17 protein-coding genes, 1 pseudogene and 1 CRISPR repeat array are annotated in these 21,019 nt (G+C 71.3%); of the genes and pseudogenes, 7 read left to right on the top strand and 11 right to left on the bottom strand.

Features of this window, described 5'->3' with window-relative positions; all coding sequences use genetic code 11:
- Complete coding sequence (locus tag EV372_RS20855; protein ID WP_130397377.1) at positions 1 to 471, top strand: NUDIX domain-containing protein; 471 nt, start codon at positions 1 to 3, stop codon at positions 469 to 471.
- An 89-nt stretch (positions 472 to 560) separates the two neighbouring features.
- Complete coding sequence (locus EV372_RS20850) at positions 561 to 1,157, top strand: thiopeptide-type bacteriocin biosynthesis protein (RefSeq protein ID WP_372497305.1); 597 nt, start codon at positions 561 to 563, stop codon at positions 1,155 to 1,157.
- Here EV372_RS20850 and EV372_RS20845 read toward each other — a convergent pair.
- A pseudogene (locus EV372_RS20845) lies at positions 1,073 to 1,309 on the bottom strand (integrase core domain-containing protein); the annotation flags it as partial. The gene EV372_RS20850 and the pseudogene EV372_RS20845 overlap by 85 nt on opposite strands.
- A 330-nt stretch (positions 1,310 to 1,639) precedes the next feature.
- Here EV372_RS20845 and EV372_RS20840 point away from each other — a divergent pair.
- A complete protein-coding gene (locus EV372_RS20840) occupies positions 1,640 to 2,320 on the top strand; it encodes a Crp/Fnr family transcriptional regulator (RefSeq protein WP_165436013.1) in 681 nt (226 codons plus the stop codon).
- A gap of 340 nt (positions 2,321 to 2,660) precedes the next feature.
- Complete coding sequence (locus tag EV372_RS20835; RefSeq protein ID WP_130397374.1) at positions 2,661 to 2,984, top strand: hypothetical protein; 324 nt, start codon at positions 2,661 to 2,663, stop codon at positions 2,982 to 2,984.
- 565 nt (positions 2,985 to 3,549) lie between these two features.
- On the opposite strand, the gene EV372_RS20830 is transcribed toward EV372_RS20835, so the two are convergent.
- From EV372_RS20830 to EV372_RS20795, 9 genes are all read right to left on the bottom strand, one after another.
- Positions 3,550 to 4,626 (bottom strand): bifunctional lytic transglycosylase/C40 family peptidase, encoded by a 1,077-nt coding sequence (locus EV372_RS20830; RefSeq protein ID WP_130397373.1) that lies wholly within the window; start codon positions 4,624 to 4,626, stop codon positions 3,550 to 3,552.
- Positions 4,627 to 4,644: 18 nt separating this feature from the next.
- Positions 4,645 to 5,430 (bottom strand): replication-relaxation family protein, encoded by a 786-nt coding sequence (locus tag EV372_RS20825; RefSeq protein WP_130397372.1) that lies wholly within the window; start codon positions 5,428 to 5,430, stop codon positions 4,645 to 4,647.
- Positions 5,430 to 7,715 (bottom strand): DUF8128 domain-containing protein, encoded by a 2,286-nt coding sequence (locus EV372_RS20820; protein WP_130397371.1) that lies wholly within the window; start codon positions 7,713 to 7,715, stop codon positions 5,430 to 5,432. The genes EV372_RS20825 and EV372_RS20820 overlap by 1 nt, the downstream gene beginning before the upstream one ends.
- Positions 7,712 to 8,059: a hypothetical protein gene (locus EV372_RS29495; RefSeq protein ID WP_486484133.1), complete on the bottom strand. Its 348-nt coding sequence runs from the start codon at positions 8,057 to 8,059 to the stop codon at positions 7,712 to 7,714. Before EV372_RS29495 ends, EV372_RS20820 begins: the two co-directional genes overlap by 4 nt.
- A gap of 79 nt (positions 8,060 to 8,138) precedes the next feature.
- On the bottom strand, positions 8,139 to 9,470 hold the full coding sequence (locus tag EV372_RS20815; protein ID WP_486484016.1) for a VirB4 family type IV secretion system protein: 1,332 nt from the start codon (positions 9,468 to 9,470) through the stop codon (positions 8,139 to 8,141).
- A complete protein-coding gene (locus EV372_RS20810; RefSeq protein ID WP_130397370.1) occupies positions 9,467 to 10,372 on the bottom strand; it encodes a PrgI family mobile element protein in 906 nt (301 codons plus the stop codon). The genes EV372_RS20815 and EV372_RS20810 overlap by 4 nt, the downstream gene beginning before the upstream one ends.
- A 27-nt stretch (positions 10,373 to 10,399) precedes the next feature.
- The gene (locus EV372_RS20805) at positions 10,400 to 12,049 is read right to left on the bottom strand and encodes a TrbL/VirB6 family protein (RefSeq protein ID WP_130397369.1); all 1,650 of its coding nucleotides are present in this window, start codon (positions 12,047 to 12,049) and stop codon (positions 10,400 to 10,402) included.
- Complete coding sequence (locus EV372_RS20800) at positions 12,049 to 12,405, bottom strand: pilin (protein WP_486484015.1); 357 nt, start codon at positions 12,403 to 12,405, stop codon at positions 12,049 to 12,051. The genes EV372_RS20805 and EV372_RS20800 overlap by 1 nt, the downstream gene beginning before the upstream one ends.
- Before the next feature lie 165 nt (positions 12,406 to 12,570).
- Positions 12,571 to 13,293, bottom strand: a complete 723-nt coding sequence (locus EV372_RS20795) for a hypothetical protein (RefSeq protein WP_130397367.1) — start codon at positions 13,291 to 13,293, stop codon at positions 12,571 to 12,573.
- A gap of 387 nt (positions 13,294 to 13,680) precedes the next feature.
- Positions 13,681 to 14,807: a CRISPR direct-repeat array (repeat unit 29 nt; unit sequence CGGTCCATCCCCGCGTGCGCGGGGCTCAC).
- A gap of 968 nt (positions 14,808 to 15,775) precedes the next feature.
- On the opposite strand from EV372_RS20795, the gene EV372_RS20790 reads away from it, so the two are divergent.
- The 3 genes from EV372_RS20790 to EV372_RS20780 all read left to right on the top strand — a co-directional run bounded on the left by EV372_RS20790 (position 15,776) and on the right by EV372_RS20780 (position 20,389).
- Positions 15,776 to 16,417, top strand: a complete 642-nt coding sequence (locus EV372_RS20790; protein WP_486484014.1) for a hypothetical protein — start codon at positions 15,776 to 15,778, stop codon at positions 16,415 to 16,417.
- Positions 16,418 to 16,755: 338 nt separating this feature from the next.
- Complete coding sequence (locus EV372_RS20785; protein ID WP_130397365.1) at positions 16,756 to 18,582, top strand: serine/threonine-protein kinase; 1,827 nt, start codon at positions 16,756 to 16,758, stop codon at positions 18,580 to 18,582.
- A 196-nt stretch (positions 18,583 to 18,778) separates the two neighbouring features.
- Positions 18,779 to 20,389 (top strand): serine/threonine-protein kinase, encoded by a 1,611-nt coding sequence (locus EV372_RS20780; protein WP_130399025.1) that lies wholly within the window; start codon positions 18,779 to 18,781, stop codon positions 20,387 to 20,389.
- A 15-nt stretch (positions 20,390 to 20,404) separates the two neighbouring features.
- Here the strand turns inward: EV372_RS20780 and EV372_RS20775 are convergent, their stop codons facing one another.
- Positions 20,405 to 20,800, bottom strand: coding sequence for a TetR-like C-terminal domain-containing protein (locus EV372_RS20775; RefSeq protein ID WP_130397364.1), 396 nt, complete (start codon positions 20,798 to 20,800; stop codon positions 20,405 to 20,407).
- Positions 20,801 to 21,019 lie beyond the last annotated feature (219 nt).

The following is a 21,019-nucleotide window of genomic DNA, read 5'->3' as shown; positions in this document are numbered from 1 at the left end:
ATGGCCTCTGATCCCACAGAATCCTTCTCCCGCCCCCGGGTCGCCGCAGGTGCCCTGTTCTTCAACCACCTCGGTCAGGTGATGATGGTGGTTCCCTCCTACAAGGACTACCTGGACATCCCCGGCGGCTACATCGAGCACGGGGAGACACCGACCCAGGCCGCAGTGCGCGAGGTGAAGGAGGAACTGGGGATCGCTCCACCCATCGGGCGCCTCCTGGTCGTGGATTGGGCGCCCAACCCCTCCGAGGGAGACAAGCAACTGTTCGTCTTCGACGGGGGAGTACTGGGCCAGGGGTGGCTGGACCAGATCACCCTCGATCCAACCGAGTTGATCGGATACGAGTTCCACGACGTGGCCACGATCGAGGCGACAACGATCCCCCGGCTCGCGCGCAGGATCGCCCATGGCGCACGCGCACGCCAGGAGGGCACAACGGTCTACCTGGAGAACGGCGAGACCATCTCGTAGGCGTTCACTCGCTGGTCAGGTGAAGGGTGCTGACGAAGGCGTTCCACTCGTCCGAGGCAAAGGCGAGTTAGCCGTGCGAACGGCTCTACGTGCCGCGCACGCCCGCCCGGCGTTCGAAGGAGCGCGCGAGGAGGGACTCGTCCCGGCGTGGTGGTTCGTCCGTAAGAGGCCCCACTGGCGGCTGCGCTACACCGGAGGCCGACCCGGCCCGGCAGTTTCTGGACACCGAACTACAGCGCCTCCATCGCGAGGGAGCCGTGGCCCGGTGGGTGCACGGTGTCTGTGAGCCCGAGACCGGGGTTTTCGGCGGAGCGTCGAGGATGGCGTTGGCCCACGCCGTGTTCTGCGAGGACAGTCGCCACATCCTCGCCTACCTAGGGCGCCGCAGCGCGACGCCCGGCACGGAAATCGGCCGCCGTGAACTCGCCCTCCTCCTGGGTAGCGCCTTCCTGCGCGGTGCCCGGTTGGACTGGTTCGAGCAGGCCGACGTCTGGGCCAAGATCGCCCCCCCTACGTGCCCTCCCCCAGCCCTTTGTTTCGTGCCAGGTGTGATGGAGGCTCTGGCATGTCCTGAGTTTGGTGGAGCCGTGTTTCTGGATTCTCAGGCCACGGTGCTCGGTTTCTTGTTCTCGAACTCTATGGGTGTCAGCCAGCCGATCGCTGAGTGTCGGCGCTGCCGGTTGTGAAAGGTCTCCAGGTACTCGAAGATCGCGTTGGCCAACTCCAGCCGGGTCCGCCACCTGCGTCGATCCAACAGTTCGACCTGCATGCGCGACCAGAACGACTCGATGACCGCGTTGTCGTAGCAGTCCCCGATCGATCCCATCGAGGGCACCAGCTCCCATGCCTACGCGACCGTAACCGCAGACATCCGCCCCTGCCCCGCTTCGAGGTACCGCTCACCCGGCATCCGAACCACTTGAACACCGAAGCAGACCCGGACATCACCACCATCTCCACGCCCGGTCTCACCCCAGCTACAAGACTCAGAAAGACGAGGACCGGGAAGCGAACCTGACACCTAACGCTACGGACCCAACCTCCGTAGGCTCTGGTGAGGCTCAGTCCTCCGCGCATGCCCTACCGAGCTGCCTTCCAGATCAATCGGACGCACTCGTCGAACTCGGGTGTACGAATCCGCTACATACTCATGTGTAGCATTACACTCATGAACATGGATCCAAACACACCACACGGTCTCAGAGATGTCCTGAGCAGCGAGCAACGCGCGGCACTAGAAAGTCTGGGGACACCAGTTCAATTCCCGTCTCAAGAAACAATATTCCGAGCAGGACAGCCATCACATTCCGTCCTCCTTATTCAGAGGGGCCATGTCAAGGTGACCCACACGGCTAGCGACGGATCCCAGGTCATCCTCGCCGTACGCGGCCCAGATGAGATCATGGGAGATGAAGGCGTTCTAATGGGCGAGCCCAGATCCGCAACCGTAACTACGATCAGCGAGGTCACCGGACTCGACGTAGGGGCCGACGACCTTCTGCATTTTGTCAACACGGAGGGTCTCTGGCCAGAGATGTACCGGGCCGTCGTTCGCCGGCGTCGGGAATCGGACAAATGGGCGCTCTCAGCTCGGCTCGATGTCAGGAGCAGATTGGCCACCTTGCTCTTGGAGCTCGCAACGGAGGTAGGCGAGCAGGATGAAGCAGGCATGACAATCAAGGTGGCGCTGTCCCAGCAAGATCTCGCCGGAAGGATCGGGGCGTCGAGGGATGCCGTAGCCATGGAGCTGCGCAAACTTCGAGAGCAAGGACTTATCACAACAGGGCGCCACCGCATCATCCTTCACAAGCTAGACGAGCTGCGGAGCATTGCATCTCCAAGAGACTAGACTTCAGTAGTGGAGTGTGTAATTATCTACACATGAACGTAGAGGCCACGGGCTTCTGTGCGAGCTGGAAGGACCAGACCTGCCATGACGCTTCAGGTGATCGGCGCGATCTGCATCATCTTCAGCCTGCTCAGAGGGGGCATCAAGCTCAAGGACTCTGAGCTTCCGAGCCTGTCGACAGGACGACGCATCGCATTCGCAGCAGCTGGGGTTGCCTTCATCGCACTAGGCGTGTACACGAACGAACAGCCCGGAGCTACAGAGTGGCCCATCCCGGAAATCACTGCACAGGCCCCAGACAACACACGATAACTATCCACAAGATCCGAGACCTGAGACAATGAATGATGAACTTGGCCCGTTCCAAAATATCTGGAATGCCTGGAACGAAGCAGACGAGGAAATAAAAAGCAAACCCCTATCACACTTCCGCCGGGCAACCGATATTCAATTTGACGAGATCGAGAACCACCTCAAGAACGACGATCGCGAAGCCATGGCGCGCGAGCTAGTGGATATCATCAGCATATCCCTAAACGCAATGCGCTGGCTCGGATACTCGCCAGAAGAAATCAACAGAATAACCATGTCTCGAGCTAAGTTTCGCATGGAGGGCCAAGCACTTTCCATCCTGGATAAATACCAGAAAATTTATAACATCTGAAACTTATTGCCTCGATCATCATGAACATGTTGCCTAGATCTGACCTGTGTCCACTGGTCATAGCAAGGAATCCGCAGTCGGTGGGCAGATCAATCAGTCGGCAGACGCAACGATGTCCATGACATGTCGGTGTAGAGGGGGCCGGCGAACCGCGCGACTCCCTTGTCGATGTGCCACTGCTCGTGAGCACTTGCAGACGCATCCGCCCTCCTGAAACGGTAGGAATCACGGAAGCGATACCTCAGGGGGCGGGAACCGCACGTTACCCCGTCGCAGGCGCAACTCAACAACCATGCGGCGAGAACCTCGCGAGATGCCATCGGATGCCGCCAACCGGCTGTTTGTGCTCGGTTGGTGCTCCGCGGTTTTGGACCGGGGCGACACCACACGTCACCATGTGGCACAGGACAGCATCCGGATTCGGATGGTGCGGGACGCAACGGCACGAAGTGACACGTGACGGCACCCGGGAACCGGACTTCTAATCCGTTGCACGATGACGCTCTACTCTGATGTGCCCGAGCATGCGCGTTGGGATGAGTCAGCGTTTCGCCCGTTCAAAGGCTTAGCCGGGACGAACGGCGGACATGAAGCGAACCGAGTAGTACGGCCCGTCCACCGGTTCCACACGGATGGTCGTGCCAGTACGAGGAGCGTTGACCATCTGGCCGTCGCCGACGTACATGGTCACGTGCGAGGGCGCGGGCCCGCTCCCGGTGTCGTAGAAGAGCAGGTCCCCCGGCGCGAGAGCGTCCAGCGGAACCCGGGTACCGATGTTGACCTGGTCGGTGGTCACCCGCGGGATCGACACCCCCGCGGCTCTCCAGGCCATCATGGTCAGCCCCGAGCAGTCGAAGCCGTCGGGCCCCACACCTCCCCACACATACGGCTTGCCGACCTGCCCGAGCGCCCACTCCGCGGCCGCCCTCCCCCGCTCGCTCCCCTCCCCCGGAACCGTGTGCCCGCTGTCGGAGGCGGCAGCAGCCGCGGCGATCTCCTCGTACTCGGCGATGTGCTCCAGAACGCTCTCGACGTAGTCGTCCCAGGCGTTGTAGCGGAACAGCGCCGCGCGGAGCTGCTCCGGGTCGGTGAAGTCGACCGTGTCCTGGGCATGACTGGTGCACAGCTCCACGGCGGTGGCCAGGGCGGCGTCGTAGACGTTGTGCGGGTCCGCCCGCCCGTCGCCGTTGCCGTCGACACCGAACTCCGCCCACCAGGAGGGCAGGAGCTGGGTGACACCGACGGCCGCGTCGAACTCGCTGTCGCCGTCCCATCGGCCGCCGTCGGTGTCGGGGTGCGGGGTCCAGTTGTCGCCCGCCCCGGTTCCGTCCAGGCGGGGGCCGATGACGGGCGGGTCGGTGTCGCCGTTCTCGGCGATGTCGTGCCCGGCCGCGTGGTGGGACTCCTCGTGGCCGATCCCCGCCAGGATCGGCCAGCTCATGCCCGTGCAGCCCGGGTGGAGGTGGGCGAGGCGCTCGGCGGCCCTGCGGTAGGCGTCCAGGAGGACGGCGGAGACCCCCGGCACCCGGAGCGTCCGGGAGTCGGCCTCACGCTCGCGTTCTTCTCCGCCGATGGCCACGGCCCCGATCAGGGGTACCAGCAGGAGCAGGCCGACGGCCGCTCCGAGAGCCGCTTTGAGCATCGCGTCATCGCCACCGGTTCAGGCGAGTGCGACGAGCGGTCGGACCGCGCAGGTCGCGTCGCCCGCTCGGCGCCAGACGGGGCGGGTGGGGCCGAAGCGGTCGAGCTGTTCCAGGGTGGTGACGTGGACCGGCGCTTCCTCCCCGCCCGCGCCGAGGACGCGACACAGCGAGGTGAGGCGCCCGGAGGAGGTGGCCACGAACAGGACCGGGGAGCGCAGGCCGGTCTCCTCGGCCAGGTCGCGGTAGCGGCTGATCTTCGCCGCGACGCGGAGGAGCGGTTCGCTGCCGGTGTCGAACTCCACGAAGGCGTCCAGGGTGGTGCCGTCCTGGTGCCAGCGCAGGTAGCCGTCGGGGCGCACGTGGTGTCCCCAGGTCTCGCGGCACCTGGCCTCGGACCACCAGCGCTGGAGGGTCGCCCCCTGGGTGAGGCGCGCGCCGGCCGCGAAGCACACGTAGGTCTGGGCGAGGCCGGTCACGTGGCCGAGCTGGCGGGAGAGCATGAGGTTGCGGTGGGTCTCGGGCCGGTAGCCGATGCCGTCCACGGTGGTGTTCCAGCGGTCGGCGAGCACGCGGGCGCCCTCCCTGCCGAGGGTCCAGTGGTAGGGGGCGCGGGCGTGGGTGTGCGGCGGCAGGAAGCGGTCGGTGAACCCGTCCGCGGCCAGCTTGAGCAGGCGGCGCTGCACGGCGCGGGGGCTGGTGCCGCGGAAGAACAGCGCGCCGACGTGCGGGGTGGTCAGGACGCGGTGGGCGTGCAGGGCCTGGAGGATGTGGACGTCGCGGTCGGTCAGGTCGGTGGTGCCCATCAGCGTGTTTCCCCTCGCTGTCGCGGATCGGTCCCCTTGGTGCGGGTCGGAGTGGGGCTGAAGCGGCGGGCGGCCCGGCGGACCTGGCGGGCGCGGCCCCGGACCGGGTCGGGCAGCGCCAGCGTGCGCATGGTGGCGGCGGGCAGTTCGGCGGCGCCATGGAGGGTGCGCACCGCGGCCTGGTAGGGGCCCAGGTGGGACAGGTCGTAGGCGTTCAGGTGCGGGAGCGTGTGGCGTTCGAGCTTGGCGGCGTCGTCCGGGGCGGCGTTGAAGAACACCTTCGTGCGGCAGTTCGCCGCCACGGCGGCGCGGGTCTGGGCGGGCAGCTGTCCCAGTTCCTGGTGGGCGATGACCAGCCCGGCGCGGTAACCGCGGGCCTCGGCGAGCATGTCGGCCAGCGAGCCCGGCAGGCGCAGGAAGTTCGCGGCCTCGTCCAGGTAGACGGTGGTGTCCGGGCGCCTGTGCTCGGGGACGTCGGCGCGGGCGGTGACGGCATTCCAGGCGGCGGCCAGGACGATGGTGCCGACGAGGGAGGCGGTGTCCTCGCCCAGGCGGCCCTTGGGCAGACGCATGAGGACCAGACCGCCGTGGTCGAGCAGAGCGGGCAGGTCCAGGGTGGAGGCGCCCGAGGCCAGGACGGCGGCGGCCCAGGGGCGCAGCAGGATCGTGCGCAGCTTGTTCAGGACCGGGTCGGTGGCGGCGGCGCGCATCTGCGGGCTCTGGCGTTCGTACCAGCGCCAGAAGTCGCCGAGCGCTCCCGTGGCCCTGGCGGAGAGCAGCAGCCGGGCGCGCCAGGAATCGTCGCCCAGCAGGCGCGGGATGTGTCCGAGGGTCAGGCCGGGGTCCTGGGCGCGGGCGAGGGTGAGCGTGCTGGCGCGCAGGATGTCCTCGGTGCGCGGGCCCCAGGAGTCGGCGTAGACCCGGTGGAAGATGCCGGTGACGGTGTCGGCGGCGTGCTCGGGGGTGCCGAGCTGGAGGATGTTGAGCCGGGGCGGCGGCGCGGGGTCGGCCGGGTCGAACACGACCGTGCGCCCGACGGCGCGCTTGGGCAGGCGGTCCAGGACGTCCAGGACCAGGTCGCCGCGTGGTTCGATGACCAGGGCGCTGCGTCCTGCCTCGGCGTCCTGGCAGATCATGCGAGCGAGCAGGGTGGACTTTCCCGATCCGGTCTTGCCCATGACGTGGGTGTGCTGGCGGGCCTCCTCGATCCCGTGGGCGACGGGTCGGCGCGGTCCGGCGTCGGCCTCGCCCAGAACGCGGACGCGGCCCGCGCGGGGCAGGTCGGGGCCGGGCGCGACGCGGCGGGCGCTGGCGCGGGTGAGTCCGGGGACGGCGGCGTCGGTGGGCAGGTGGGCGATGGCGGCGAGTTCGTCGGTGGTGAGCAGGTAGCCGCGGGCGAGGTGGCGGCGGCCCGTCCACAGGTCGGGGAAGGGCATCCACCTGCGGCTGAGCGCGTTGAGTCCGGAGGTGTAGGCCGCCAGGGTCGCGGCGATGGCGCGGGTGCGGGCGCGCAGGCGTCCGCGGGCCTGCTCTCCGGCGTGCTCGGTGGTGGCCAGGCAGCTGATCTGGCAGGCCAGGCGGGGCGCGGCGGACTTGTTGAGGATGGCGCGGACGTCGTCGGTGACTCCCGGGTAGGCGGGTGCGCGCACGGCCGCCCCGGCCAGGGGCGAGGTGTGCGGGCCGCGTAGGCGGGCGGCGGCGGAGCGGGCGCGGGCGGCCCTGGTGGCGGTGGCGGGGCGGGCGCACACCCGCAGGACCGCGTGCTGGCCGGGCGCGAGGTCGGCGAGCTCCCCGAAGAGGCCGCGCAACGGGTCGTCGGCGAACTTGGCGCGCAGCGGGTAGTGATCGCCGCGCGCCATGGCGATCCAGTGGCCGAAGACGTGTTCGCCGCGCGGAACGGAGGCGGTGGCGGGCCGCAGGCTGGTGGTGGCACCGGGCCAGGCGGCGGCCACGGCCCGCTCCAGCGCGCGGGCGTTGACGGTGCCCGGAATCCAGAGCTGGACGCGCACCCCCGCCGCGGAGGCGACGTACTCCCAGGCCAGATGCGGCGGCAGGAGCCGGTGGGTCCAGCGCGGGCGCAGCAGGCCCAGGGTGTGGGACCAGAACGCGCGGGCGTGGTCGACGGTGGCCTCGGGCGGCGCGTGCACCTCCAGGACCTTCGCGCCGCGCGATAGATAAGCGGTGCGGGCCAGACGCCAGGCCAGCACCCAGGCCGTCCACGCGCACAGGGCGGACGCGGCCGCCGCTGCGGCGGCGGCCAAGAACGCGGGGTCGACGGTGATCATCCGCGGCCCTCCCTCTCCATGCGGGCGAGTTCGGCGGGGTCGGTGGTGATCAGCCGGTGTTCCTCGGGTGAGGCCAGGGCGCGGAACACCGCCCGGTGGTGCCCGGAGGTGAGCAGCGCGCTGCCGCGTTCGGCGGTGGCGACGATCTGCCGTTCGCCGTGCGAGAGGTGGAAGGACTCGCACACGGCGTCGAGGTTCTGCGGGGCCTGGTGGAGCAGGATCTGGGTGGCGGCGTTGGCGGCCACCGCGCGTCCGAGGTCGGTGGCGAGCAGGTCGGCCACGTCCTGGGTGACGAGGGTGAGCCCGGCCCAGTGGCGGCGGGCGTTCTTGGCGAGGTTGAACAGGTACCTGGCGCCGACGGGGTCGCGCAGCAGCGACCAGCCCTCGTCGATGGTGATCAGCCTCGGTCTGCGGTGGGCGCTGTCACGGATCTGGGACCTGGGACCACAGGGCGTCCAGGACCAGCAGGAGGCCGGTGGTGCGCAGTTCGTCGGGCAGGTGGCGCAGCGAGACGACCGTGAGGTGGCCGGTGAGCGCGGCGGTGCTGGGGCCGTCGAACAGCCCCCGGTGGGAGCCGTCGGTGAAGGGCGCCAGCTTGTCGGCCAGCAGGTGCGCGGTCCGGGCGCGGTCGTTCCCGTGGTCGGTCCCGTCTCCGGTGCCGCGCAGGACGGTGACGAGGTCGGCCAGGATCGGCGGCGTGCGGTTCCAGGTGGCGGGGTCGCGCGTGATGCCGCGCTCGGCGTAGGTGGCCAGCACTGCCCGGTCCAGGGCGGCGCTCTCGGCCGCGTCCAGGGCTCCGACCATGACCGAGACCAGGGTGTGCAGGAACAGGACCCTGGTGGTGAAGGCCTGTTCCCCGGTTCCGGGTAGGTCGAAGGGGTTGAGGCGCCCGTCCGGCCGCCCCAGCCGCACATGCTGGCCGCCCACCGCGTCGGCCATGGCGGCGTACTCGTCGGTGGGGTCGATGACGCTGGCCCGCACCCCCGCGTACAGGGCGCGCAGGAGTTCGAGCTTGGCCAGGTAGGACTTGCCGCTGCCGCTGCGGGCCAGGATGACCGCGTTGCCGTTGTCCAGGTCGCCGTTGAACCGGTCCCAGGCGACCAGCCCGCCGGAGTGGACGTTCTCCCCGTAGACGACCGCGGTCTCCCCCAGATCAGCGGCCAGGTCGGGCGAGGAGAGCGGCATGAGCGCGGCGACGGCGTCGGTGTCCATGGTCCGCGCCGCGCCCACCGGGTCGGTGCCCAGCGGCAGGGTGGCGATCCACCCGGCCAGGGGCCGGTAGGTGGCCGGGGCCAGGTCGACCAGGATCGAACCGGCCAGCGCGGACAGGCGGCCCACCTCGGCGTCCAGCTCCTCCGGGGTGGCGGCGTGCACCGTCAGGTACACCGCGAGCCGGAACAGCCGGGCCTCCCCACCGGCCACGCGTTCGGCCAACAGGGCGGCGTCCTGCGCCGCGGCCGCGCGCTGGGGGTCCTCCAGGCCGCCACGGGAGGCGTCGGTCCGCCAGGCCGACTCCAGGCGGGCCCGGCGTCGGCGCAGGCGGTGTGCGGCGACCTGTCCGGGGACCGGGACGACGTGGACGGCGATGTCGACGTGCCCGGGGTAGGTGAGCAGCGGGTCGGCCCATCCGGCGTGGACGTCGTGCGGGTACCCGGTGACGATCATGGTCTGGGCCAGGCGCCCGTCCAGGTCCAGGCGGCGCGGGTACAGGCGGACGGCGGGTCCGCCCGGGGTCCGTCGGCCGTGCGCGGTCATCGCTCCTCCTGCGTGGTGGTCAGCGAACGGGTTCCCGAGTCCGGGTTCAGGGAGGCACGCAGCACGCGCTCGGCGGCGGCGCCGTCGCACAGGCGGGCGCGCACACCGAGGGCGGCGAGCTGGGACACGGCGTCCTCCGCCCGCCACAGCAGTGCCTCTCCCGCCTCAAGGGCGGGGCCGTCGGCGGTCAGGACCAGCAACACCCGGTGGTGGACGAGCTGGTGGCGGCGCTGGAGGTCGTCGAGGAAGGCCCCGTGCGCCAGGGCCGCGCGCCTGAGCCTGGGATGCGGGAGCGAGCGGGCCCGGTCGCGGGTGCCGCGTATGTGCGCGTCCAGGTCCGTCCGGCGGCGCTGGACGACGAACTGGGCGGGCTCGGTCAGGGAGTCCAGGAAGGCGGCGAAGTCGGCCAGGATCTGGTCCTGCTCCTGTCCGGAGGCCAGGTGGAAGGGCACAGTGGAGCAGGTCAGGACCACCGCGCACCTCTGTCCCAGGTCGACGGCGCCGTCGTCGTGCACCGCCGCGGCGGGCAGGTTCAGCGGTGCCAGGCGCGGTCCCCGGGCGGTCCTGGGCGCCCACCGGGGCAGGCGGACCCGCGGCGTCGCGGGCGCGCGGTGCTTGGCGTGCAGCAGCCAGAGCACGGACAGCGCGGCGAGGCGGTCCAGGCCGATCCCGTCGCGTCGGCCGAGCGCGAGCACCCAGGACAGGGCGAGCACCGCCGCGCTGACGGCGACCGAGGCCCACAGCGGCAGGGAACCCGCCAGCGGTGAGAACAGCGCCCAGGTGGTGAGCGCGGCGGGCGTGAGCAGGAGCAGTTGGCGGGCGGTGAGGTTCCACAGAACGGGTTCGGGCCGGTCGATGTCGGCCGGGATGCGGGCGTGCCAGACGGAGTCCTCGTGGTCCACGGTCGGTTTCCCCTTCTGCTGTGGTGGTCAGGTGCGCCACGGGTTCCAGCGCCATCGCCAGCGCGGCCCGCCGCGGTGGGCTCCGGCTCCGCGGCCGCGCGGCGGCCAGCTCCGTGGTTCGGGACGTGCGCGTGCGCGCTCGTACGGGGCGCTGCCGCCTGCCCGGGGCGGTGCCGGACGCGGGTGGTGGCGCGGTGTGTCCGCGTGCGGCGCGGTCCGCGGCGGGGTTCGGCCGACGGGACGGGTGTGGTCGGTCCACGGCGGGTTCGTCCCGGGACCGGGCGCGGGTGCGCGGCGCGGATGGTGCGGTGGGTTCGGGCCGAGCGGTCCGGTCCGTGGTGGCGTGCGGTTCCGCGACCGGCCCTGGTCGGCCCCCTCGGTCCACGGCGCCTTCGCTCCCGTTCGCAGCGCTGGCCTTCCGTCCGGGCGGTGGATCGGCGGTCGCGGCCCCGAGGTCCGGGGCCCGGGCCCTGCGGGCGGTGTGCGTACCAGGCCGCCCTGCTCCCCCGCGCCCGAAGGCGCGGACGGCGAGACGGCGGGGCCGTGCCGGGTGGGCGGCGTCGAGGCGTTCGGGGTGCCGAACCTCCAGTTCCGCACGCGGCGCGGCATCGCGGCGGACTGGTGGACGGCCCCGACCCGGCGGACGTTCCCGGCGTTGTGGGCCGTCCGCAGCAGCGAACCCAGGCGCCCCCGCACCGCCCCGGTCGCCGCCGTGCCCGCCGCCGCGGTACCACCGGTCGCGAACGCCGCGGTGGTGAGCACGGCCGCCCAGGTCAGGGACTTGACCGCGGACACCACCGGCGACCTGCCCCGGTGCCCCGACAGCACGGCCTTGTAGGTCCAGAACGGGATGCGGATCTGGACGTAGACCAGGACCAGGAGCAGGAACAGGTCGAAGAGGTTGGCGTCCCCGCTCAGGATCTGCGCGGCCCCGAACAGCACCTGGGTGTCCCCCTCGAAGAACACCCGCATCAGCGCCACGAAGGCCAGCGCCTGGGCGATCGGGATCACGCACACGGCCGTCATCGCCCGCCACCACAGTTCGGCGATCCGGTTGGTCTGCGGCAGCGCGTGGAACATCAGCATCAGCGGCGCGCCCACCGTCAGCAGGATCACGATGACGATCCGGACGATCTCGACCAGGGACCACACCACCAGCAGCACCACAAGCACCAGCAGGAGCAGCACGACGAACGCCGTCGCCTCCAGCAGGAAGGGCCCCACCCGCTCGGTCAGTGCCCGCGCCGCCCTCTCCGCGCTGACCCCGTCGGCGGCGAAGGCCCAGGCGAGCTCCGTCGACCAGTCCGACATCAGCCGCACCACGACCAGCGACAGGTTCGAGGCGACGAACCCCACCACCAGGCGGGGCAGGACCTCCCGCGCCCCGTATTGGGCCTGGAGGCTGTGGTGGGCCATGATGACCAGCCCGGCCGCCAGGATCAGCAGCGCGTAGACCGTGTTGACCGCCGCCGACACGCCCTCCCACACACCGGTCACCCCGGGCGTGGGTTCGGGGGTGTGGAACGCCTTGGCCGCCATCCACCCGAAGAGCGGGTTGACCACCTCCGAGACCAGGCCGTGGAACCACGAGGTGATGTGGCAGGAGACCTCCAGGACCCCGCAGTCGAAGACCTCGGCGGGGTCCTGCCCGCCCTCCTCCGGTTCGGCCGGGGGCATCAGATGTCCTGCTCGTACTTCACGACGTAGTCCAGGGCCAGCAGCAGCACCTCGCCCACCAGGGCGACGAGGTAGCCGATGCAGGCGCCGTAGATGCCGCGCTTGGCCTTGTCGATCTCCCCGGGCTCGCCGCCCGCCACCATCCAGCGCACCCCGGAGACCGCGATGAAGAGCGTGGCCAGGGAGACGGCGAGCAGCTGCACCAGCCGGGTGATCCTCCTGACCACCTCCACCGCGTGCACCGCGTACAGGTAGGGGTCCTCGCCCTGGGCGGCGTGCAGCCCGGGCAGGACCAGTTCCGTCGGCGAGGCGGACAGCAGGAGCGGTCCCGCCCCGGCCAGAACACACCACGACATGCTCATCCCGCACCTTCCGAGACCGCTCCCCCGCGGCGCGTGCGCGGGGGAGGAAACGAGTCGATGGGACGCGTGGCGGCCCGCCCGTGACGCGGGCGGAGCCGCCGCAACGCTCAGACCACGACGGGCCAGGATCACGAGTCGGGCCACGGGTCAGGCCGCGGCTCAGGCCACGAGCAGCAGGTCATCCCGGTCGGTGAGCTGGCGGGCGCGGATCGCCTCGGCCAGGCGCTCCTCGGCGCGGGCCCGGCGCTTGGCCAGGCGCCAGTACGGCACGCCCCGCTCCCGGGCGACCGTGGCCAGGGAGACGCCCTCCAGGCGGGTGCGGCCGATGATCTCGGCCTCGTCCGGGGTGATCACGTCGTGGCGGGCGGCCCGGCAGAGGACCGTGTCCGGCGTTCCCGTAGGGACGATGGCGGTGACGGGCGGTTCGGCCATGAGGAGCGGCTGACGCAGCGCGGCGGTCCGGGCCCGAAGGCCCGCACGCTGGGCGCGGCAGCGCAGCGCCCAGTGCAGGCGGTGCCAGGCGGTGTCGGCCTCCCGGACGGCGTGGACGAAGCCCGCGAGGAGCTCCTCCTCCACCTCCTCGACGGTGCGCGGGTCCAGGCCCCGGCACAGGCTGCGGGCGCAGGTGCGCAGCGCGGGCATGGCGAAGCCGATCGCAGCGACCATCCACTCCTCGCGGTTCCGGGCGCGCACGACCAGGCTCCGCCAGACGTCGTCGCGCGAGCGGTGGTCGGTGGTGCGGTCCAGGAGCGCGGCGCGCAGCTCGACCAGGGTGGTGGGAGGGGTGTCGGCGGCGGGAACGAGCTGCGCCGCGAGGTCGGAGACATCGAGGTCGAGGAGCTGGAACTCCCTCTCGGCGCGGTTGAGCGGTTCGGTCGTCATGGATCTGTTCCCTTCGCGGGCCGTGTCGGTGATGACGCGGTCCACGAAAGGGAGCCCGGCTGACGGCGGGCGCACGGAGGGCTCACGGTCGGCGAGCGGAATGCGGGCGGGGTGCTGGCGGGGAGCTGACACGAGGCGCGCGGATGCGGGGGTGGGGCGGGCGGACTCTTCTCAGCGGCTATCCGCTGACAGCACCGGAAACAGGCTCCAGCCAGGGATGACAGCGTTGGCGAGAGTGCTATCAGCGGGAGCGGCAGGTGCTGTCAGCGTCCGCCTTGGCCTAACCATGACCGAATTTCCGAGAGCGGCGAATGGGCGATGCGCTGACAAGGGCACCCTGTTCTCGCCCGTGGCTGGCGCCGCGTAGCTACATGGCCGTTCTCGAAACAATGCACCTCCGCGTGCGCGGGGCTCACCCAGCGCGGAGGTCGGCGTAGATGGGGTCGATCGGTTCATCCCCGCGTGCGCGGGGCTCACCACCACTTCGTTGTGGACCCGGCGAAGTTCGACGGTCCATCCCCGCGTGCGCGGGGCTCACGTCGACGATCTGGCGGGGTTTGTCGCGGCGCACGGTCCATCCCCGCGTGCGCGGGGCTCACTGGGGCTGCTGCGGGGTCTCGGTGTTGTCGTTCGGTCCATCCCCGCGTGCGCGGGGCTCACCGTTGGCAGGTGCCCGGTGACCGGCCGTGGCACGGTCCATCCCCGCGTGCGCGGGGCTCACTCACTCAGCGTGATTTTTGGCGGGCCAGTCTCCGGTCCATCCCCGCGTGCGCGGGGCTCACATCCGGGGCGCGAGGACCGAGGCCCGGGAGATCGGTCCATCCCCGCGTGCGCGGGGCTCACGACGGAGTCAAGCCCAACGCGATCGGAGGGCGCGGTCCATCCCCGCGTGCGCGGGGCTCACCAGGAGGGCCTGCACGGGGCCGCCCGCCCCGCCGGTCCATCCCCGCGTGCGCGGGGCTCACCTCCCGCTCAGGGAGAAGAGTTGTTCGACGGCCGGTCCATCCCCGCGTGCGCGGGGCTCACGAGACGTGGATCTTGGACTCGCACGGGTCGGACGGTCCATCCCCGCGTGCGCGGGGCTCACTTGACGCCGATGACGATCGCGGTCTCCACACGCGGTCCATCCCCGCGTGCGCGGGGCTCACGCCTGGTCGGAGGCGGGGGCTGCGGTCGCGGCCGGTCCATCCCCGCGTGCGCGGGGCTCACGAGGGCCGGTGCTCCCGTTCGGGGGCCTGCTGCGGTCCATCCCCGCGTGCGCGGGGCTCACTCCAGCCGACCCCGCTGGACATCAACGGCCCCCGGTCCATCCCCGCGTGCGCGGGGCTCACTGCTCCTGGTGTCCGGCAGCGTGCTCGAACGGCGGTCCATCCCCGCGTACGCGGGGCTCACTTCCTTCGTTGTGTTGTTGCTGGTGGTAGCGGCGGTCCATCCCCGCGTGCGCGGGGCTCACTCCTACCAACCGCCCCAGCCGGGGGTGTTCGACGGTCCATCCCCGCGTGCGCGGGGCTCACGCTTAACGACCTGCGAAAACGCAGCCCGTTATCTCGCCGCAATCTACGTTGGAGGCGCGCCGACCACTCGGCTCCTGCTCAGTCCAAGTCCATCCTCACACAACGAACACACGGGCTCCGCACTGACATCTCACTCCTCAAGAGCTCCAAAGAGGGCTGCCGGAAGCGCTGACAGCAGCACCAGCCATCACTGTCAGCACCCCCACGCCCGTCCTCAGGCGCAGCACTCCATGACCTGATCGTCATGCCGCTGCCCGCGCGAAGCCGTACCGACCAGGATCGGAGGTAGGCCCGCCCCGCGAGCTCCCCCGTCGCGCACGGGCTCAAAACGCAACATCTCAGCGCTCTCGTCAGCGTCGGCGTACACCGTGACAGTGGTGTCGCTCTTTCCCTCAGAGGACAGGTGGAGCACGAGGGAGCCGACGTGGGTTCTCAGGGATCCTGCGGCCAGGTTGCGCGGGCCTCGGCGGATGCGTCCGGCAGCCACAGGCGATACCTCGTCAAGCTCTCCAGCCGCGTGCGGCTGCCCGTGCTTCACGGGTTCACCCAGGTCAGACCATACGAGAGTCAGCGAGGGGACTTGAACCCCCCATCCACCGCTGGCAAGGCGGCAACCCAGTGAGGGTTGATCACTGGGTTCGTGGTCGGATTCTGGTGTGGGTCAGGAACACCTCCACCAATCCAGGACCCGCCTGAACGTCCCAGCGCTGGAGCTGGAATCCCGTCACCGGCAGCTACGCACGACTGACAAAATGTCAGCCATGCCACTTCCCTCTCCCCCGCCACACGAGCCCACCCGGAACGAACCCCCCGCGCAGGCGAACCAGGCTCCTCAGCCCGTCCCCGGCGCCCCGTATCCACACCCCCAGGCCTCCGACGCACAGGCCCCCGTGTACCCCCCGGGCCCGTACCCGCAGGCTCCGTATCCTCAGGCCCAGTTCCAGTACCCGCAGGCTCCGCTCCCGCCCGTGCCCGTCATCGACGGGAAGGAACTGCGCCCCCGTGCACGCTGGTACTGGATCGGCGGGCTCACCATCCCGATCGGCGCGATGACCTCCTTCCTCGTCTTCCTCGGTCTTCTCCTCTCCGCGACCGCGGAGCCCGAGTTCATCGCCGAGTTCGAGGGCGGCAGCAGCGCCGCCTTCCAGGTCGAGGAGGGGCAGGAGGGCCACTGGGGGCTGTACGTCGAGGGCGACGCCAACCGTTTCGCCTGCGAACTCGACACACCCTCGGGCCCCGGGTCCGGAAACGACAACCTGGACACGGCGCCGCACTCCTACAGCGGCACGGCCTACGACAGCTGGCGGCTCACCGCCGAGCTGTCCACACCCGAACCCGGTGAGTACGTCCTTCGCTGCGACGACATCCACTCGGGCACCTACGGGATCGGCACGCTCGAACAGACCGCGTCCTCCGAGGCCAAGCTCGTTACCGGTGCCCTGTTCCTGGTCGTCCTCGGCCCGTTGAGCTTCATCGCCGGGGTGGTCGTCCTCATCGTCACCGGAGTCCGGCGCGCCTCGCACCGCACCCGGCTGGTCCGGGAGCGGATGCAGACCTTCGGCGCTCCGCAGCCCGCCGGCCCCGGCCCGCAGCCGGGTCCGATCTCCTAGCCTGGAGCTCGGCCCGAACCTCCGCGGGAACCCCGAACAGGCCCCCCCACGGAGACGCCGCAGGGCTCCATGTGGCCCCGCCCGGCGGTGGCGCATCCGGCGGCACACAGCGCTGACCCTCCGGGCCGTTCCCGCGACAGCCGCACACGCACAGCACCCCGAGGAGCGCCCATGCCTTCAGGGGTGCTGTGCGTCCGGCCCGGCTCCCAGGCCGAGGGCGCCGCTGGCGATCGGTGAGGCGGCCCGGCCCGCCGTCGACGTGACCGGTTATGGTCAGAACCGACCGCATGTGTCCCCCACCTGCGATCCTGAATCCCCCTGCGCCACTCGGAACGCACATGACCTCTCCTGAACCGCCCTCCCGCCCCTCCCGGTCCGCCCAGACCTTCCCACCCCTACGGCCCCGCGACCCCGGTTCCGTCGGCGGATACCGGACCGTGGGCCGCCTCGGCGCGGGCGGTATGGGCACCGTCTACGCCGGTCGGGGCGCCTCCGGCGGCCTGGTGGCGATCAAGCTCGTCCACGGTGACCTCGCCGCCGACCCCGACTTCCGTGCCCGGTTCCGCCGCGAGGCCGACCTCGTCCGGCGCGTGTCCAGCCCCTGCGTGCCGCGTTTCCTGGACAGCGACACCGACGCCGCCCAACCCTGGTTGGCCACCGAGTACGTCGCCGGGCCCACCCTGCGCCAGCACGTGCGCGAACACGGCCCGCTGACCGACACCAGTCTGCGGGCCTTCGCCACCGGGGTGAGCGAGGCGCTGCGGGCGATCCACACGGCCGGGATCGTGCACCGCGACCTCAAGCCCGGCAACGTGGTACTCGCGGCGGACGGCCCCAAGGTCCTCGACTTCGGCATCGCCCGCGCCCTCGCGGAGACCGCCATCACCCGCACCGGAGGGCTGTTCGGCACCCCCGGCTGGGTGGCCCCGGAGCTGCTGCGCGGTGGCCAGCCGAGCCCGTCGGCCGACGTGTTCGCCTGGGGCGCCCTGGTCGCCTTCGCCGCCACCGGGAGAAACCCGTTCGGGACCGGTTCCGCCGAGACCGTGGCGGTGCGGGTACTGGAGGGCCAACCGGACCTGGCCGGGGTCCCCGATGACCTGTTGCCGCTGGTCACCGCCGCCACCGGGGGCGACCCCGCACGGCGGCCGACCGTGGACCAGGCGCTGTCCGAGCTACTCGGGGCGCAGCTCACGGGCATCGGCGGCACGAGTCCGGCGCAAGAGGCGACCGCCCTGGTCACCCGGGTGCTCCGGGACGGCTGGGAGGCACCGCCGCCGCCCACCATGACCGCCCCGCGCCGCTCCCTCGCCCCGCCTCCGGAAACCGGTCAGCCCTCGGACCGGTCGGCCGCGCGGGAGCGGGGGAAGCGCCGCTGGACGCTGGTCGCGGCGGCGGCCGCCGCCGTGCTGCTGGTGACCGGAGGCGGCTGGTTCCTGGGCGTCCGGTTCGGCCCGGGCGGCACCGGCTCGGGTGCTGACGGAACCGATGTCGCCGGGGGAACGGAAGGGTCCGGCGGCGGGAGCGGCGAGAACGGGGGCGGCCCCGGAGAGGGTTCGGGTGAGGTCTCGAACGCTGGCGCCGGCGGCGAGATCGCGGTGGAGATCTCCGGGAACGGGCTGTTCACCGTGCACGCGGACGACTCCGGAGGGCTCGGGATCACCCCCGGGTTCGACGGGGCCGACCCTGCTCTGCCCGAAGGTGTCGAACGCGCCGAGTACGCGGTGGCGACCGTCCGGGTGGAGACCGTCTACTCCGACACCGCCGCCCAGACCGGGATCATGGTGTTCGGCGAGGTCGAGTACGTGGCGGACAACGGTGAGTTCACGCTGCGATCGGGCGACATCACCCTCCTTGAGGTCGGCGAGGGGCTGGATCCGCTCCCCAGGGACCCCACCGCCGACGGGCGGCCCGCCCACGTCGCGGTTCCCGACGAGGTGCTGGCCACCGTCAGCCGGGAGACTCCCGGCGCGGAGTTCGAAGTGCGTTTCCCGGAGGCGCCCGAGAGCGGGCTGCTCGCCTACCTGCCCGCCCCCACGGCGCTCGGCGGGAACGAGGACACCGTGCGCGGCGCCTACGCGTGTTACATGAACTGGCACCCGTACCCGCCGGTCGACATGACCGACGAGGAGTTCGTGCCCTGCCCGGAGGAGCGCCCGAGTGAGTGAGCACCGCGGCCACGGACCCGGACCCGGCGGATCACACCCACGCGACGACAGACCCGCAGGCCCGGGTCCGGCGCCGGGTTCGGGCCCGCACCCGGAAACAGGACGGGTACCGGGAACGGAGCCGGGAACGGGACCGGGTTCGGGACCGGACTCCCGCCCCGGGCCGAGGCCGGGAACGCATCCCGGGTTCACTCCGCTGCGTCCGGACGACCCCGAGACCCTGGGCGGGTTCCGCATCGTCGGCAGGGTCGGCACCGGCGGCATGGGCACCGTGTACGCGGGGCTGCGCCCCGGCGGACGCGCGCGAAGCGGCTACGCGGCGGTCAAGGTCATCCGGGAGGAACTCACCGAGGATCCGGACTTCCATGCCCGGTTCACCCGCGAGATCCGCCTCCTCAGCCGGGTCCGCAGCCGATCGGTTCCGGAGTTCCTGGGCTCCGGCCAGGACGAGCACGGGCCGTGGCTGGTCACCGAGCTCGTGCCCGGGTTGTCGTTGTCCGCGCACGTCAGACAGCACGGACCACTCCCGCCCGACCTTCTCCTCGGGCTGGCCGCCGGGGTCGCCGAGGCCCTGAACGCCGTGCACACGGCCGGGATCGTGCACCGCGACCTCAAACCCGGCAACGTCATGCTCGCCCCCGAGGGCCCCAAGATGCTGGACTTCGGTATCGCCCGCGCCCTCGACGAAACCGCGCTGACCCGCACCGGCGGCCTGGTGGGCACCCCCGGATGGATCGCCCCGGAGGTACTGCGCGGGGCGTCGGCCGCGCCGCCCGCCGACATGTTCGCCTGGGGCGCTCTGGTGGCCTACGCCGCCACCGGCCGCGCGCCCTTCGGTTCGGGTTCCACGGACTCTCTCCCCTCCCGGGTGCTCGACCAGTCGCCGGACCTGGCCGGAGTGCCCGGCCCGCTGCTGCCACTGGTGACCGCCGCGTTGGATCCTGACCCGTGCCAGCGCCCCACGGCGGCCCAAGCCGCCCACGCCTTGGTCGCTCTGGGCCGGGGACAGGGGCCACGGCCGGGGCGGCAGGAGCAGGACGTTCCGCTGAACGGGTCAGGGCTGTCGAACGCGGTGGGGGCCCTCCTGGACCGGGAGTGGCGGGGTGTGCGTGCCGTGCGGCCGCCCGCTCCGCCTCGCCGGGTGCCCAAGGCCCTGGTGGTGACTGGCGCCGCCGTCCTGCTGCTGGGCGCGGTGGGCGGTGGGTTCCTGGCGGCCCGAACGCTCTCGCCAGACGGTGGTGAGACCGGGGGAACCGGGGAGAGTACAGGCGTGGAGGGCGCGGAAGAGGGTTCAGGGGCGGGAGGGCCGCAGGAGGAAAGGGGTTCGGGAGAGGAAGGCACGGAGGGACTCGACACGGAATGGGTGATGCCGGAGCCGACGCCCTTCGGCACCAACGCCGAATGGCTGGCGGAGGTGATCACCTCGCCGAACGGCATGCCGACCTTCCAGGCCACCCCTGACTCGTACGAGACGCTCTTCCATCTCTCCGTGAGCTCCGTGGAGGAGGTCCCCGAGGGGGTGCGTTTCACCGTGCTCGTCGGAAACCTGGTCGAGGACCACGGCGTCTCCGTGTCTGAGCTGTTCACGGTCCCCACTCCTGAGGGCCCGATCGAGCCGGAGGAAGTCCCCGGACCGGCCTCGGTCGGCGACAGGATCGTCCTCACCTTCCCGGGTGCTCCCGAGCGGGGCCCGCTCACCTTCGGAGACCCCGATTTCGTGCCGGGTGTCTCCGGGATACCGCCGGTCAGCCAGTGCTACGACGCCGCAGCCGGAAGCGCGTCCGTGGATGACGAGTCCTGCCCCTGAGGCTTGGGGAAGGCGTCAGCCGTGTTCCCAGGGCCCATCCCCGCGTGCGCGGGGAGCACGACCAGCGCCCCCTTCGAGGAGGCCCGGCGGCGGGACCATCCCCGCGTGCGCGGGGAGCACCAGAATCCGGTACATCATGGGCGCGACCACGTGGTCGACCACCGCTTCGGCGTCGGGGACCGGCTCGCCGCGCTCGGTCGCGCGTTCCAGGATGACGCCGATCCGTTCGCGGGCGTACTCGGAGCACTGGCCCGCGTGCGTCGAGTCGCGGTCGAACCCGGAGGAGACGACGCGGTGTTCCTCAGCGGCGCCGTCCCCACCTGAGGAGGTCTGGCCATACCGAGCTCCCTGCCGAGGCCGGGATGGACGATGTTTACCCGCCGTCGGACGGGTAGACAGGTGGGTGTGCACCTGCGCGCTCCGCGGGCCACGGGGACGGCCTCCACGGCCGTACGGCCCGGGTGACGCGGCGCGGGTGTCGGGCCTGCGGCTCTCGGGGGTGAGCGCGCACGGCCCGCGCCGGACCGGCGGTTCGGGGGATCCACGACGGTCCGGCGAGACGCGGGAGCCCCCGCGCGACACCTCGTCGCGCGGGGGCTTTTCCCTTGGCCCCGGGCGGAACCAGGCGGC

It is taken from the genome of Nocardiopsis sp. CNZ308 (assembly GCF_004217075.1).
Note: the sequence above shows the minus strand (reverse complement) of the source record. Positions and strands in the feature narration are given on the sequence as shown.

Coding starts and splice junctions, on each gene's coding strand:
- EV372_RS20825 (WP_130397372.1), bottom strand. CDS start 5,430: ATGGGCACCACCGACCTGACCGACCGCGACGTCCACATCCTCCAGGCC.
- EV372_RS20820 (WP_130397371.1), bottom strand. CDS start 7,715: ATGATCACCGTCGACCCCGCGTTCTTGGCCGCCGCCGCAGCGGCGGCC.
- EV372_RS20805 (WP_130397369.1), bottom strand. CDS start 12,049: ATGCCCCCGGCCGAACCGGAGGAGGGCGGGCAGGACCCCGCCGAGGTC.
- EV372_RS20835 (WP_130397374.1), top strand. CDS start 2,661: ATGAATGATGAACTTGGCCCGTTCCAAAATATCTGGAATGCCTGGAAC.
- EV372_RS20795 (WP_130397367.1), bottom strand. CDS start 13,293: ATGACGACCGAACCGCTCAACCGCGCCGAGAGGGAGTTCCAGCTCCTC.
- EV372_RS20840 (WP_165436013.1), top strand. CDS start 1,640: ATGAACATGGATCCAAACACACCACACGGTCTCAGAGATGTCCTGAGC.
- EV372_RS20830 (WP_130397373.1), bottom strand. CDS start 4,626: ATGCTCAAAGCGGCTCTCGGAGCGGCCGTCGGCCTGCTCCTGCTGGTA.
- EV372_RS20855 (WP_130397377.1), top strand. CDS start 1: ATGGCCTCTGATCCCACAGAATCCTTCTCCCGCCCCCGGGTCGCCGCA.
- EV372_RS20785 (WP_130397365.1), top strand. CDS start 16,756: ATGACCTCTCCTGAACCGCCCTCCCGCCCCTCCCGGTCCGCCCAGACC.
- EV372_RS20800 (WP_486484015.1), bottom strand. CDS start 12,405: ATGTCGTGGTGTGTTCTGGCCGGGGCGGGACCGCTCCTGCTGTCCGCC.
- EV372_RS20815 (WP_486484016.1), bottom strand. CDS start 9,470: ATGACCGCGCACGGCCGACGGACCCCGGGCGGACCCGCCGTCCGCCTG.